Source organism: Brumicola blandensis (genome assembly GCF_031846165.1).
Taxonomy (GTDB): Bacteria; Pseudomonadota; Gammaproteobacteria; order Enterobacterales; family Alteromonadaceae; genus Glaciecola; species Glaciecola blandensis.
Window position 1 is genome coordinate 344,985 of the sequence record NZ_JAVRIE010000002.1, and the last position, 13,877, is coordinate 358,861.

General features: G+C 43.5%; 16 protein-coding genes. All 16 read left to right on the forward strand.

Features of this window, described 5'->3' with window-relative positions:
* The first annotated feature begins 106 nt into the window (after positions 1–106).
* Entirely contained in the window at positions 107–1,099 is a 993-nt protein-coding gene (gene pilM / locus RM544_RS06760) for a type IV pilus biogenesis protein PilM (RefSeq protein ID WP_311361007.1), read from the forward strand.
* On the forward strand, positions 1,096–1,698 hold the full coding sequence (locus tag RM544_RS06765) for a PilN domain-containing protein (RefSeq protein ID WP_311361008.1): 603 nt from the start codon (positions 1,096–1,098) through the stop codon (positions 1,696–1,698). The genes pilM and RM544_RS06765 overlap by 4 nt, the downstream gene beginning before the upstream one ends.
* A complete protein-coding gene (locus RM544_RS06770) occupies positions 1,691–2,401 on the forward strand; it encodes a type II secretion system protein M (RefSeq protein WP_311361009.1) in 711 nt (236 codons plus the stop codon). The genes RM544_RS06765 and RM544_RS06770 overlap by 8 nt, the downstream gene beginning before the upstream one ends.
* On the forward strand, positions 2,391–2,771 hold the full coding sequence (locus tag RM544_RS06775) for a hypothetical protein (protein WP_311361010.1): 381 nt from the start codon (positions 2,391–2,393) through the stop codon (positions 2,769–2,771). Before RM544_RS06770 ends, RM544_RS06775 begins: the two co-directional genes overlap by 11 nt.
* On the forward strand, positions 2,764–4,443 hold the full coding sequence (gene mshL, locus RM544_RS06780; protein WP_311361352.1) for a pilus (MSHA type) biogenesis protein MshL: 1,680 nt from the start codon (positions 2,764–2,766) through the stop codon (positions 4,441–4,443). Before RM544_RS06775 ends, mshL begins: the two co-directional genes overlap by 8 nt.
* 2 nt (positions 4,444–4,445) lie before the next feature.
* Positions 4,446–5,372, forward strand: coding sequence for an ExeA family protein (locus RM544_RS06785; protein ID WP_311361011.1), 927 nt, complete (start codon positions 4,446–4,448; stop codon positions 5,370–5,372).
* The gene (locus RM544_RS06790) at positions 5,369–6,547 is read left to right on the forward strand and encodes a tetratricopeptide repeat protein (protein WP_311361012.1); all 1,179 of its coding nucleotides are present in this window, start codon (positions 5,369–5,371) and stop codon (positions 6,545–6,547) included. The genes RM544_RS06785 and RM544_RS06790 overlap by 4 nt, the downstream gene beginning before the upstream one ends.
* Positions 6,548–6,550: 3 nt before the next feature.
* Positions 6,551–8,383, forward strand: a complete 1,833-nt coding sequence (locus RM544_RS06795; RefSeq protein WP_311361013.1) for a GspE/PulE family protein — start codon at positions 6,551–6,553, stop codon at positions 8,381–8,383.
* Positions 8,383–9,609, forward strand: coding sequence for a type II secretion system F family protein (locus RM544_RS06800; protein WP_311361014.1), 1,227 nt, complete (start codon positions 8,383–8,385; stop codon positions 9,607–9,609). Before RM544_RS06795 ends, RM544_RS06800 begins: the two co-directional genes overlap by 1 nt.
* A gap of 15 nt (positions 9,610–9,624) precedes the next feature.
* A complete protein-coding gene (locus tag RM544_RS06805; protein ID WP_311361015.1) occupies positions 9,625–10,122 on the forward strand; it encodes a hypothetical protein in 498 nt (165 codons plus the stop codon).
* Between the two features lie 32 nt (positions 10,123–10,154).
* A complete protein-coding gene (locus RM544_RS06810; RefSeq protein WP_311361016.1) occupies positions 10,155–10,760 on the forward strand; it encodes a prepilin-type N-terminal cleavage/methylation domain-containing protein in 606 nt (201 codons plus the stop codon).
* Positions 10,761–10,829: 69 nt separating this feature from the next.
* The gene (locus tag RM544_RS06815; protein ID WP_311361017.1) at positions 10,830–11,321 is read left to right on the forward strand and encodes a prepilin-type N-terminal cleavage/methylation domain-containing protein; all 492 of its coding nucleotides are present in this window, start codon (positions 10,830–10,832) and stop codon (positions 11,319–11,321) included.
* A gap of 23 nt (positions 11,322–11,344) precedes the next feature.
* Entirely contained in the window at positions 11,345–11,902 is a 558-nt protein-coding gene (locus tag RM544_RS06820) for a type II secretion system protein (protein WP_311361018.1), read from the forward strand.
* On the forward strand, positions 11,892–12,503 hold the full coding sequence (locus RM544_RS06825) for a type IV pilus modification PilV family protein (protein ID WP_311361019.1): 612 nt from the start codon (positions 11,892–11,894) through the stop codon (positions 12,501–12,503). The genes RM544_RS06820 and RM544_RS06825 overlap by 11 nt, the downstream gene beginning before the upstream one ends.
* Entirely contained in the window at positions 12,503–13,375 is an 873-nt protein-coding gene (locus tag RM544_RS06830) for a PilW family protein (RefSeq protein WP_311361020.1), read from the forward strand. The genes RM544_RS06825 and RM544_RS06830 overlap by 1 nt, the downstream gene beginning before the upstream one ends.
* Complete coding sequence (locus RM544_RS06835; RefSeq protein ID WP_311361021.1) at positions 13,365–13,874, forward strand: type II secretory pathway component; 510 nt, start codon at positions 13,365–13,367, stop codon at positions 13,872–13,874. The genes RM544_RS06830 and RM544_RS06835 overlap by 11 nt, the downstream gene beginning before the upstream one ends.
* Positions 13,875–13,877: the final 3 nt, after the last annotated feature.

Sequence of the window (13,877 nt, forward strand, 5' to 3'; positions counted from 1 at the left end):
AACTGCTATTGAATTAGTTAAGAGATTTATGTGGGGGTCGATACTCAAATAACAAGGTCTCTAAACGAACAGAGTAGCACCATTAACTTATAGGTACGAATAACTTATGCGCTTGAGTTGGCGACAACTTATAAAATCAAAACTTCAGGGAAAGTCGAAGTACTTCTCTGTGGGGATCGCGTTTTCTGGTGAAAGCGTGCTTTTATGTGTGCTAGAGAAAAAAGGCAATAAGATCGAGTGGGTTCTGGATGCGAGTTTTAGTCATTCGAACTGGAGTACTCAGCTTGCCGACTATGTACAACGGCATAAACTGAACAACACTGATTGCTACGTTTCTCTTACCTCCCATTGGTATCAGCTGTTGCAAGCAGACCAACCACAGGTTGAAGAAAACGAGATATATGCATCTCTTGCATGGCCTTTGAAAGATTTGTTGCCACCGAATGTAGATTACGTTTATGACTTCATGAATCCGCCTGCACAGGTTGCTGGCCAGTCTAAGCTGAGTGTCGTTGCTATCCCTCACAAAGATATCGACAGTATTAGTAAAGGCATTTACAACGCTCAACTAAAATTGAAAGGCATCTCGATCGAAGAGACTGCCTCTGTTGAGCTCACACCGCAATCAAGCGACGCCGTTATGAGCCTAGTGCAAGAACATGGCGAAGAAATCGTATTGAACATCGTTAAGAACAACCAGTTATATTTTACTCGACGTTTGAAAGGTTTTGAAAACTTGGGTAGTTATAGTGCAAACGAGTTATCAATGGGTATCACAGAAAGTTTGTGTGTTCAGATTCAACGGTCTATGGACTACTTTGAAAGTCAGTTGAGACAGCCTCCAGTTAAAAAAGTATTGCTGAAATTAGATACTACACTCACTGATACTCTCGCTGAACAAATACAAGACAATATGGGGCTACCAGTGATTAACTTTGAGCCTGAAATTCAATGTGGCTCTGGTTTTAACTTCAAAATGGCAAGTTTCTCGTGTTTGGGTGCTGCCTATACGAAGCAGTCTTTAAAGTTAGAAAAAGCGGCTAAAAGTGCTGAACAAAAATCATCTTCTGCAAGCGCAGACAAGAAGGTGTCAGCATGAAGACTAGAATTAATTTATACAGAGACGAATTCAAACCTCAGTTTGTGTGGTTGACTGTTGCTAATATGTTGTTACTCAGTTTTATTGTCTTACTGGTACTTTCGGGCATTTACTACACCGTTTGGAAGACAATGGAAAGTCGTACAAATGACCTAAATGAGCTACGCGCAACAATACAGCAACGACAAGCCACGCTCGACGAGTTAACTAGCAGCCTAACTCAGCGTGAAAAAGACCCCATTCTATTAAACCAACTAGCAATGCGCAAAACGCTGTTAGTGAGTAACCAACAACTTGCCACTAAACTGGATAGCTTAAATACCCTGCAGAAAACGCCATTTTCAACTGCGTTTGACTCTTTCAGCGTTGCGGACAGAAATGATGTCTGGTTAAGCTCATTCAAGATCAATGAAGACTTGGTGCGTATTGAGGGGAATATTAGCCGTCCCGAAGCTCTCCCCGCTTGGCTACAAGCAGTAGGTAAGACGGAATACTTTCACGACAAAAGCTTTCGAACTGCCAGCGTAACAAGAGAGCAAGGTCAGTTGAGTTTTGTTATCGAAAATACACAGTCGAAGAAGGATGCTGAACATGAGTAGTTCTTTAGACAACTTAGAGAAAAAGTTTAGTGCGGTTTCTGCTCGTGAACAACGCTTGGTTTTTTATGCACTGCCTTTCGTTATTTGTTTTGTATTCATACTCAGCTTGATAGAGCCAGCGATTACCAAAGCAATGAAAACTCGCTCAGAAATTCAGAGTACCAAGTTACAACTGAGTTCTATTTCCGAAAGCTTAGATGCGGTTCAGCGAGAATTATTACAAGATCCTGATGTAGAAACTCGTGATCAGATAAGAGCAATCAATCAGCAGATCACTGCGACAGAAAAGCGCTTTGCGAGTGAATTATCCAAATTAGTGCCACCTAGTATTATGCCAATGGTACTCGAGCAATTATTTAATAAGGCGAACAAATTAACGCTTATTGAGATGAAATCTATACCACCTAGCAATATTTTTGCTGAAGACAACGCACTAGCCGAAGCAAAAGCACAAGCAGCGCAAAAAGACGGTGAAAAGGTGCAAGCAAAAATGGCCGCACCAGTGCTTTTTCAGCATGGTCTACGCGTGACTTTCGAAGGCTCATATTTCGATACACAAGCATTTTTGGCAGAAGCTGAACAGCTAGATTGGAAGATCTACTGGCAAGAAGTTGCTTTCTCAGTCAAAGAATATCCGACGGCCCAGATCGAAATAGAGTTATTTACACTCAGCACAAGTGAGGCATATCTCAATGTTAAATAGAGCATGGTTACGCCCAACTGCACTGCTGGCGATATCTACTGTTAGTTTACTCGCGCTCAGTGCGGCGAGTCAGGCAATGCAAAAGTCAGATCCAACCAGACCACCGGGTAAGATTGAATTATTTTTGGAAGAAACAAAAACAAGTGACCGCACAATTAATGTCACTGCGGTACTGAAAAAGAACCAAACGTTCTATGCAGTGATTAATCAGCAATGGTTGAAAAAAGGCGAGTCAATTTCTGGCTGGCGCATCACCGGTATTACTAACAGTGGTGTGTATCTACAGAACGAAAATGAACCAGGGGCAAAGCCGCTCAGGTTTTTAGTGAATGAAAACAGTGATTTTAAGAAGCAGGCAAATGATGAATAGTTTACGAATCGGTAAGGCCCTAAGCCTATGTTTTATCGCGATTTCAATGGCAGGCTGTCAAACGACGGACAATAGTCACGTTGAAAAATCATTGGCGGCGGAGTTGGACGCTCAACTGCAAGTACCTGAAAAGAAAGTGGAGCCAGAACTTGAAGCAGCGGTTTCTGATTTCCTTCTGGCAGGTGACGCACCAAGTAAACAGAGTGATATGTTCATTGCTGAAAAGTACGATATTAATGCTCGCCAGATTGACGCTGTGAGCTTTTTCTCTGGGCTCGTTAAAGACACGCCATTTTCAGTTGCTATTCACCCTGAAGTAACGGGCTTGATTTCACTCGATTTAAAACAAGTTGAGCTAGATACTATTTTTGAGCTGGTTTCTGACCTTTACGGTTTTCACATAGACCGCACGGGTAACGTATACAAGGTTTTCCCTGCAGGCATGCGTACTGAAACATTCTCGGTTAATTACCTACTAATGCAACGCGATGGCAATACGCAAACCAGTATTATTTCTGGTGGTGTGGCTCAAGCAGGCAATAATCAAAACGGTAATAACAATAATCAAAATGGCGGTTTCAATAACTTCAGCGGCAATTCTCAAGTGGGTAATAACTTAGGCGGTAACTCATTTGGTAATAACGGTAACGGCAGCAACGGTACATCGATTACCACTCGCACCGAAACCAACTTCTGGGAGAACCTAGAAACGAGCTTGAAAGATATGTTAGGTAACGAAAAAGGTCGCTCAGTGATGGTGAGCCCTCAAGCCGGTTTGGTTACCGTTCGTGCCTTACCTGATGAAATTAAGACGATTAGAAACTTCCTTAATATTTCAGAAGAGAGTTTACAGCGCCAGGTTATTATCGAAGCACGCATTCTTGAAGTCGTGCTGAACGATGAATATCAGCAAGGTATCAACTGGAATCAAGTGCTTGCGCACGCAGGCAGCACCGATTTGGGTTTCTCGACCTCAGTTGCTAACTTGGGCAATGAAATTACGGCTTCTTTAGGTGGTATTACAAGCTTATCGTTTTTGAATAAAGATTTTAGCGGTGTGGTCAACCTACTAGATACGCAAGGCAATGTACAAGTGCTGTCTAGCCCACGAGTGACAGCTATTAATAACCAAAAAGCAGTGATTAAAGTCGGTGATGATGAATACTTCGTCACAGATGTGTCGAGTCAAAGCACGATAAGCAATAGCTCAACGTCAGTCAGTCCTGACATTGGCTTAACGCCTTTCTTCAGCGGTATTGCCTTGGATGTGACACCTCAAATTGATGAAAATGGCAGTATCCTGTTGCACATCCATCCTTCGGTTATCGAAACGGAAGAGCAAGAAAAAGTCATTACCTTAAACGAAGAACAATACATTTTACCTTTGGCACAAAGCACTATTCGTGAGTCGGATACTATTATTCGCGCAAGCTCAGGTGAAATTGTCGTTATTGGCGGATTGATGCAATCGGTAGTCACTAATGAAGAGTCAAAGATTCCTTTATTGGGTGATATTCCTTTCATGGGCAACTTGTTTAAAAACAAACGTGAAAAGGAAACGAAGAAAGAACTCATTATTCTACTGAAACCAACCGTTGTTGGCGAAAACACTTGGCGCACTCAAATTGAAGCTAGCCGTTCGCAAATGGCTGACTGGCTGTACGTGGAGTAATTATGTATTTGTATCACTTCGGTATTAAAGAGTTACCTTTTACTTTAACCCCTAACACCTCTTACTACTTTGGGTTACCCAGCCATAAAGAAGCAATTGAAGTGTTATCAACGGCACTTCGTAGTGGTGAGGGTTTTATTAAAGTGACAGGCGAAGTTGGTACGGGAAAAACCTTAATTTGCCGAAAGTTACTTAACGAATTACCCGATGGATTCGTGACAGCTTATATTCCTAACCCTTATTTGTCTCCTGCTGAATTACGCAGAGCTGTTGCGGCAGAGCTCAGCGTGGAATTACCCGAAGGCAGCGACCAACAAGAGTTTACTCAACTGATCCAGCAACGGCTCATTGAGATCCACAAGCAGCACAAAAATGCGGTGTTGATCATCGACGAAGCACAAGCCTTGCCTGATGAAAGTATCGAAGCGTTACGCTTAATGACGAACCTTGAAACAGAATCACAAAAGCTATTGCAGGTGGTACTGTTTGGGCAGCCAGAATTAGACCAAAAGCTTCGTCAGCCTAAGCTTCGCCAGTTGCTCCAGCGTATTACCTTTTCATATAAGTTGAAATTAATGAACGCTGATCAGCTTTATCAATATGTACGTCACAGAATGGCAGTTGCGGGGTATCGTATTGAGGGCTTGTTTAGTCCTGAGTGTTGCCAATTAATGCATAAAGCCAGTGGTGGCACGCCTCGTATCGTGAATGTGTTGTGTCATAAAGCCTTAATGCTAGCTTATGGCGAGGGTGTGCAAAAAATCAGTGTTGAGCATGTAAAAGCGGCAATTGAAGATACTGAAGCGGCGAAAAAAATGAATCGTAAGGGCTGGTTTTCCTGGTTTTCTAATAGTTTGTTTACTGCCGCCTCGGTATTCGCTGCAGTATGTACTAGCATTAGTGCCAGTCACACAGGTTGGTTGCCATGAGCGTCGTGAATAAAATGCTCAAAGACCTTGAGCAACGTGAAGGTAATCGGATATATGAAGCTGACTATGTGCCCATTGAGTCGAACAGTGCAAAGTCACGTCGATTTTTTGTGGGTGGCACATTGGTTGTTATTGCGACAGCAATCGCTGTGTGGTTATTGTTGCCTAGTGAAGAAAAAGAGGCCACGATATTAGCGAAAGCGCCTTTGAGCAATCTTACGATCTTGCCTCCAAACGCAACGCTAGATGCAGAAAAAGTGGAAGAAAAAGCGGATACGGTGAATATGCAAGATTTGGATGCTAACACTGTAGCCAGTCTATCAAATTCACCTCAAGTTGTGCCGACAGACGCAAGTGCAGAAGCGGTGAAAAAGAGTGTGCCAGAGTCTGCGCCAGTGACGCCAAAAGTTATTCAAACTGCGGCCGTTAAACCGGCAAAAGTCAGTCCTACCAAAGACACTGAAGTAGAAATCGTACAAACCAAAACTATCCAAGCGGCAATCATAGCTGAGTCTACACAAGAGCCAGAGCCAGTCATTCGGGTGGCAAAAGAAACCAAACAAGCAGAAGGTGTGTTTAGCGTTAGTTCAAATATGAAAAGCACGTCTAACAATAGAATGTTGGAACAACAAATACAGTTGTCTCTACAAAATGGTGATACGCCTGCCGCCATAAAAGATCTTAATGAACTCATTTCACTAGAGCCAAGAAATGTATCTGCCAGAAAGCGTTTAGCTAGCTTGCTCTTCGCCAATGGTGACCCAGTGCGCGCAGCAATGCTTTTACACCAGGGGCTACAGTTAAACCCAGAAGATAGCAGTATGCGTTTGATGCAAGCACGACTTTTATTTCGTGAAAAGAAAAATATACAAGCCTTGGCTTTGTTGAAAGAGCATCCACAGATGGTCATTGCTGACGATGAATTATTAAGTTTCCGAGCAGCCCTTGCCGAAAAACAGAGTGATTATCAGACCTCTCACGAAGATTATTCAACCTTACTTCAACGCCAACCTAACAATGCGCGTTGGATATTGGGTCTCGCGATCAGTCAAGATAAGCAAAAAATGCATGAGCAAGCAGTATCAAATTATAGAAAAGTAAAATCTTCAAATCAGTTGTCAGCGCAAGTACTTAGTTTTGTAGACGGACGACTAGCAGTTTTGGCGGGATCATAGAATATGAAAATTAGATTAGGCGACTTATTAGTCCAAAACAATTTAATTAACGATGAACAGTTGCAACAGGCCTTGTCCGAACAGCGTCAATCAGGTCGTAAACTCGGTGCCACATTGATTGCAATGAATTTGGTGACCGAAGACCAGTTATTATCACTACTGTCTACTCACTTAAATGTGCCCTTGATAAATATTGATGATTACCGTGTGGATCCTGAAGCGGTTAAATTACTGCCAGAAATACAAGCTCGACGTTATCGCGCATTGGTGCTTGATGATAAGGGTGAGAAGCTCTTAGTCGGCATGAGTGATCCGGGCGATATTAACGCTGTGGATGACCTTAGTAACCGCTTGCCGAAACCTATCGAAGTGGCGGTGGTCAGTGAAACTCAGCTGTTTGCGGCGTACGAAAACTTTTACCGTAAAACTGAAGAAATTGCCTCATTTGCTCAAGAGCTTGCAGAAGAATATGACGATTCTCAAGATTTTGAACTTGAAATGGGTGTGGACGGTGAACAAGACACAGCGGTTGCTAAATTATTGCACTCAATCTTCGAAGACGCGGTTATGGCAAAAGCCTCAGATATCCATATCGAACCTGAAGAGCGCCAATTGCGAATTCGTCAGCGAGTGGATGGCCAGTTGCAAGAAACGGTTATTCCAGAGCGTAATATCGCCGCGGCATTAGTACTTCGTTTAAAGCTGATGTCTGGCTTGGATATCTCAGAAAAAAGACTGCCACAAGACGGCAGAGCACAAATTAAAGTAAAAGGTCGCGCGATTGACGTGCGTGTCTCGACAATGCCAGTGCAAGCTGGTGAGTCTGTTGTTATGCGTTTGCTAGATCAATCACAAGGTATTTTAACCTTGGACCAAACGGGTATGCCGCCGGCTATTGTGAAGCGTTTCCGCAAGCTACTGGAGCGCCCACACGGCATGATTCTGGTAACCGGTCCAACTGGATCTGGTAAAACCACGACGCTTTATGGCTCACTCACAGAGTTGAATCGTCCACAATCAAAGATTATTACGGTTGAAGATCCGGTCGAATATCGTTTGCCTAGAATCAATCAGGTTCAGGTAAATCATAAAATTGATTTGAGCTTCTCACAGGTGCTCAGAACAACGCTCCGTCAAGACCCAGACATCATCATGGTTGGTGAGATGCGTGACAAAGAAACCGTAGAGATTGGTTTGCGCGGCGCGTTAACCGGTCACTTAGTATTATCAACACTTCACACCAACGACAGTATTAGTAGCGCAATTCGTCTCATCGATATGGGCGCACCTGGTTACTTGGTGGCAAGTTCTTTGCGAGCGATCATTGCTCAACGATTAGTTCGACGCATTTGTGAAAACTGTTGCGTAGATGAAGAGTTGAGTGATGAGGCGCGATTCTGGCTAAAAACCTTAAATGAAGATATTTCACAAGCCACTTTTAAGAAAGGTGCTGGTTGTCAAAAATGTAATCATTCTGGTTATCGTGGTCGAGTGGGTGTATTTGAGTTACTCGAAATGACTGAAGCCATGATGAACGCATTGAAAAATAACGATACCAGTGGTTTTTCGGTGGCAGCTCATGCGAGCCCAGATTATAAACCACTTGCTCATTCGGCCTTGCTTTATGCAATGCAGGGCATTACCAGTATTGACGAAGTATTGAAACTGGTTGAAATGGTCGGCGATGATTCACGAGATAAAGAAGTCGATACGAGTATAGAAAGCAATGTACCAGCGGCAATGGCGCCACAGGGCGTGCAAGCACCGTCGAAAGTAACTGGGAGCTTGCAAACCGGCTTCAGTGGCTCTGGCCTCTCCCTAGAGGATGACGACTAATGCCAGCTTTCGCATATAAGGGTAGAGAATCGGGTGGCAGTTTAGTAGATGGCACTATTGACGCGAGCGATGAGTCAACAGCAGCAAAAATCCTAATGAGTCGAAATATCATTCCAATTGATATTACCCAGAGCTTGAATGCGTCAGATAAGCGCAAAAGTGATGATGAGCTAGGACTTTTTGTACCGAAAGTGAGTATTGACGATTTAGTTATTTTTGCTCGTCAAATGTTTTCATTAACGAAAGCTGGGATCCCAATGATCCGCGCTGTTGCGGGCCTTTCGAATACGAACTCTAAGCGTATGCGCAAAGCCCTTATCAATGTGATTGAGCAATTAGAACGCGGTAGAAACCTTTCATCTGCTTTGGCTCAACACCCTAAAATCTTCAACCAATTATTTGTCAGTGTCGTACATGTCGGCGAAAACACCGGTCAGCTAGATGAAGCCTTCGCCCAGCTAGCCGAATACCTCCAACGTGAGCAAGAGACACGTAAACAAATCAAAGCAGCAACAAGATATCCGATATTTGTCGTGTTTGCTCTTGTGATTGCCTTAGTTGTCATGAACATTTTTGTCATCCCAGTATTTGCCGGTATGTTTGAGAAGTTCGATGCCGAATTACCTGCTATGACCTTGTTTTTAATAGGAATGTCTAACTTCTTTCTGCACCAGTGGTGGGTCCTTATTATCCTAATTAGCGTATGTGTTTTCATAACATCGCGTTATCTTGATACTAAACAGGGACGGTACAATTGGGATAAATTAAAGCTCGAGGTGCCTTTAGTGGGTTCCATTATAGAGCGCTCTTTATTAGGACGGTTCGCACGCAGCTTTGCAATGATGTTAAAAGCGGGTGTGCCGCTTACCACTGCACTGAATCTAGTCGCAGAAGCCGTAAGTAATAGTTATATGAGCAAAGCGGTCATTACGATGAGACAAAGCATCGAGAAGGGCGAAAGCTTGTCGAGAGTGGCGCAAAACAGTGGGCTTTTCACCCCTCTGGTAATGCAAATGGTCAACGTTGGTGAAGAAACCGGTCGCGTTGATGAATTATTGCAAGAAGTCGCGGAATATTATGAACGCGAAGTGGAATACGATTTGAAAAGTTTGACATCGAAGATTGAACCCATACTGATCGCAATAGTAGCGGCAATGGTGTTGGTCTTGGCGCTAGGTATATTTACGCCGATGTGGGACATGATGAGCGTTGTGCAGGGCAAATAATGGCGCAGTGTAACGATGGCCAGTAAGTTATATCAGTTCATTTGGGTGTTTCTTATTGTCATGATAGTTGGCGCTTTGCTGTATCGCAGCCTAATGACAGAAAACAATGAAGCTTGGGAACGCACGGGCTTTGAGAATTTAAAAGCGGGTGTGCAAGAGGGTTTAGCCCAGATGCATTGGCAGTGGCAGTACGAAGGTAGACCTAGCTCGATTACCTACGAAAGTAGTAATGCAGGACAAAGCGACCAAATCGAGATGAATCGAGAGGGTTGGCCAAAGTTAAATCGGTCTTTAGACGCTTGCCAAGGATTCTTGGCAATGTTCGCAGCGAAGAGTGCGGTTAACGTAGGTGGTTTGAGTGTCGAGGTTGACCTTCAAAAACAGTTAGAAGTACAAGTTGAGTTTATTGCTCAAGCAAAGGCTCAAGACTCTCAGAAAAGAGTCGATATATGTCGGTACAGCCGACCAGAACAAAAATTTGATTATTATTTGGGCACAGGAAACGTGTTTTGAATATGGTTAGCAACGAACACTTAGGAGACAACATGCAATCTGGTAATAACAAACAGCAACGCGGATTTACGCTTATCGAGTTAGTTATCGTCGTTGTGTTATTGGGCCTTCTTGGTGCTGTTGCTATTCCGCGCTTTTTAGATGTCCCAAGGGAAGCTGAAGACGCAACTGTTGAAGGTGTTGCCGGTGGTTTTGCTACTGGTGTTGGCCTGGTGAGAGCGCAGTGGGAAATTGAAGCGCGCCCTCAAGATAATAATGGTACGAATTTGAGTTCAGTGACTATTGAAGGGATCGCCGTTGGCGTGGACAGTGATACAGGTTATCCGACAGGCCAACTAAACAACGATGCGAGCACAGAAGACGACACAATGTCGCGTCTGGATTGTGAGAGCATCTTTAATTTGATTATGCAAAGTGCACCAACGATCACATCGACTTGGAGCACACAAGCTGTAGAAGATTTTCGTTACTTCACAAATGTGAATGAGAACGCTGGTTCGGGCGGCAATGACGTTTGTCATTACTACTTAACCCAAACCATAAAGAACAACGCTAGTGAGCCGCTTACCACGGGTGTAGGTAACGGCTTTGTTTATGACCCAAGGATAGGTCAAGTGATTGTGTTTAGTAATAACTAAGTGACTAGGTATTACTCGTATTTTTAACATTGTAAATTTAATAGAAACATCCACTTTGAGGGAATTATTATGAAAAACCAAATGACAAACCAAAAAGGCTTCACGCTTATCGAACTTATCATCGTGATCGTGATCCTTGGTATTCTTGCTGTTACTGCAGCTCCTCGTTTTATCGATCTTCAAACTGATGCTCGTGCTCAAACACTTGAAGGTGTTAAAGCTGCGCTTCAAGGTTCATCTCAGTTGGTTTATGCAAAAGCAGCCATCGCGGGTGTTCAAAGCAGTGCGACAGCGGTTAACGTAACAGTGAACGGTGCAGCCGTATCTACCGTTAATGGTTATCCAAACGCTGCAGTGATTACGTCTGCTGCAAACGTAGTTCCGTTCTTAGATTTAAGTACAGGTGACTTCGCAGTTATTAACGTAGATACAACTCTTGCTGCAGGTGAATTTATTATCGCTTTTGCAGGTGAGACAGCCACAAACAATTGTTATGTGCGATACGTCAACGCTGGGGCAAATGCTGCGCCTGGTATTACTACAGTCGCAACAGGCTGTTAATAGCTACTTGATTGTAGACGATAATGTTATGGCAACCTCTGGTTCCTAAACACCAAAAAGCTCAAGGAGGATTTACCCTTCTTGAGCTTATCGTCGTTATGATTATCTTAGGTGTACTGGCTGTTTATGCTATACCACGGTTTTCTGGTACCACAGGCTATGACGAATACGCTTTTCAAAACCGATTAGTGTCAGTCCTTCGGAATATGCAGATACGGGCAATGCAAGACTCTCGGCCCAGTTTTTGTCACCGAATTAACTTCATCAACACCAGCACGCAAACCGCCTTTGGGCCATCTTCAGCATCCTTCGCTAGTGGCAATGAAGCAGCAACATGCGCAACTACCATTGATTTTAATACCGATAGTTTCCTCAGAACCACCGCAAATGAAATACAAGATGCAAGCATATCTATGTCGGTCTTAGATGGCTCAGTCGCGATAGGCTTTATACAATTTGACTCTTTTGGCGCACCGCAAACCACGTCTTCCAACTGCAGCAATGGGTGTACCGTCAGTTTCAGTGGTGAAGCCACTGCAAGAGTATGCATTGCTTCTGAAGGGTTCATCAATGCCTGTTAGAAAGCATCGAATATGCATCACAATAACTGCTAACCAAGGTTTCACACTGATTGAGCTGATCGTAGGTATCGTGATTTTTGCGGTTGCGATGGTATCAGTGATTTCCTTTTTACAGCCTCAAGTTAAGCAGGGTATCGATCCAATATGGCAAGTCAGAGCGACTTCTTTAGGGCAATCCCTCAGCAATGAAATTCTAGCTAAATCATTTGATCAGAATTCGAATCAAGTGGGCGGCTTACAACGCTGCAACGAGGCGCTTGCATGCACTCGTAGCGGTAATTTAGGTCCTGAATCTGGCGAAACACGTAGCTTGTACAACGATGTTGATGACTACCATGGTTTGGACCTTAGCGATTTTAATATACTTAATTCTGTTGAAGCAGGAAGCGCAGTGAATGGTGTGAGTATTTATGCTGGGTTTCGCGCTCAAGTAAGTGTTTTTTATGACCAAAATAGTGATGGCATCAATGATGACGACCTGAATCAGGACGGTAGTTTAGATTCAGGTACGCTCGTTGCGAATAAGAAACTAGTCACCATTACGATCACTACGCCAGGCGGAGACACAATCACCGTCGCCGGTGTTAAGGGGAATTTCTGATGAAATATTCTTCTTGCACATTATCACGATCAAAAGGTTTCACTTTGATTGAATTAGTAATGGTCCTTGTGGTGTTAGCTATTGTCTCGGTAGGCATCACACAGTTCATCCGCTCTTCTACTCAAATTTTTATTGATACAAGTGAACGCGAGCGTTTACTAAGAGATGGCAGTTTTGCCGTTGAACGTATTAATCGCGAGATTGCCAGCGCCATACCAAATTCAGTGCGTTTAGCCGGAAATTCAGGTGTACATTGTTTGCAGTTCGTGCCGAGCAAATGGAGTACTTTCTATTTGGAATTGCCTATTGAACCGACTTCCGATGTCACCATTTCAGTCACTGAAATGCATGATATTAATGGCAATATTTTTGTGCCAACGGCAAATAGCGACCTTGCGTTTGTTTACCCAACAAGTTCTGTGGATATCTATTCTGCTAGTAGCGCACAAAGACAAGTTATCAGCGCTTGTGCAGACGATGGTGATGGAAATTGCGCGACAGATGATGATAGTGATGGCGTCATCGAATTAACTGTCGTTGATGGTTTTGAGCAATCAAGTCCCGCTAAACGTTTATATGTGGGGAGTTCAACGATAAATTATTGTGTCAGAAATAACGCCTTGTATCGTCATGAGTCATCCATAAGCGAAACACAGCCAGTGTTTTCCAATGGTGGTGTGTTAATGGCTGAAAACATGGGGAATCAACTTTCGTCGAACCCGAACGTACCAAATGCCAATGATCTCAATCCGTTCAGGATTGTCGACGCATCACTGCGCAGAAATGCGTATACCCAAACACAGTTTATCTTTGTGCGAGACGGCGAAAGTATGACATTCACACAGGAGATACATATTCCTAATGTGCCATAAATCGGATGATACGCGCTTCATTGCGCATAGTTTTGACGGCCTTGATAAGACAAGTGCTCTGCCGAGTCGACAAACTGCTGGCTCCCGAAAACAACGCGGCAGCATGATCGTAATGGCGTTGTTTGCAATTATTGTGTTAGCACTGTTAGCTGGCGTCTTAGTGAATATGTTGAGCACATCGTCCAATACGCTGTTGTATGAAGTATATGGTGTGCGTGCGAAAAATGCCGCACAAGCAGGTATACAAGAACTCGCACTCGCTTCATTTCCATTATCCAGTGGACCGCAGATATGTAATCAAGTGATCTCGAGCCCTGCATCATTTTCGTCAATCAATGGCTTCCAAGCCTGCCAATTTACTGCAAGATGTTCCACAAGTGATATCAACTTCAATGGTGAAGACTTCCGGCTGTATCGATATTCGAGCACTGGTACTTGTGGCTTTGATGATATTGTTGTCAGCAGAACTGTTTCTGTTGACGCAATGCAAGAGAATTAAATT

Excerpts from the sequence above, each read along its gene's own strand:
- pilM (WP_311361007.1), top strand. The coding sequence starts at position 107 with ATGCGCTTGAGTTGGCGACAACTTATAAAATCAAAACTTCAGGGAAAG.
- RM544_RS06830 (WP_311361020.1), top strand. The coding sequence starts at position 12,503 with ATGAAATATTCTTCTTGCACATTATCACGATCAAAAGGTTTCACTTTG.
- RM544_RS06825 (WP_311361019.1), top strand. The coding sequence starts at position 11,892 with ATGCCTGTTAGAAAGCATCGAATATGCATCACAATAACTGCTAACCAA.
- RM544_RS06770 (WP_311361009.1), top strand. The coding sequence starts at position 1,691 with ATGAGTAGTTCTTTAGACAACTTAGAGAAAAAGTTTAGTGCGGTTTCT.
- RM544_RS06810 (WP_311361016.1), top strand. The coding sequence starts at position 10,155 with ATGCAATCTGGTAATAACAAACAGCAACGCGGATTTACGCTTATCGAG.
- RM544_RS06815 (WP_311361017.1), top strand. The coding sequence starts at position 10,830 with ATGAAAAACCAAATGACAAACCAAAAAGGCTTCACGCTTATCGAACTT.
- RM544_RS06800 (WP_311361014.1), top strand. The coding sequence starts at position 8,383 with ATGCCAGCTTTCGCATATAAGGGTAGAGAATCGGGTGGCAGTTTAGTA.
- RM544_RS06835 (WP_311361021.1), top strand. The coding sequence starts at position 13,365 with ATGTGCCATAAATCGGATGATACGCGCTTCATTGCGCATAGTTTTGAC.
- mshL (WP_311361352.1), top strand. The coding sequence starts at position 2,764 with ATGAATAGTTTACGAATCGGTAAGGCCCTAAGCCTATGTTTTATCGCG.
- RM544_RS06785 (WP_311361011.1), top strand. The coding sequence starts at position 4,446 with ATGTATTTGTATCACTTCGGTATTAAAGAGTTACCTTTTACTTTAACC.
- RM544_RS06765 (WP_311361008.1), top strand. The coding sequence starts at position 1,096 with ATGAAGACTAGAATTAATTTATACAGAGACGAATTCAAACCTCAGTTT.
- RM544_RS06790 (WP_311361012.1), top strand. The coding sequence starts at position 5,369 with ATGAGCGTCGTGAATAAAATGCTCAAAGACCTTGAGCAACGTGAAGGT.
- RM544_RS06795 (WP_311361013.1), top strand. The coding sequence starts at position 6,551 with ATGAAAATTAGATTAGGCGACTTATTAGTCCAAAACAATTTAATTAAC.
- RM544_RS06820 (WP_311361018.1), top strand. The coding sequence starts at position 11,345 with ATGTTATGGCAACCTCTGGTTCCTAAACACCAAAAAGCTCAAGGAGGA.
- RM544_RS06775 (WP_311361010.1), top strand. The coding sequence starts at position 2,391 with ATGTTAAATAGAGCATGGTTACGCCCAACTGCACTGCTGGCGATATCT.
- RM544_RS06805 (WP_311361015.1), top strand. The coding sequence starts at position 9,625 with ATGGCCAGTAAGTTATATCAGTTCATTTGGGTGTTTCTTATTGTCATG.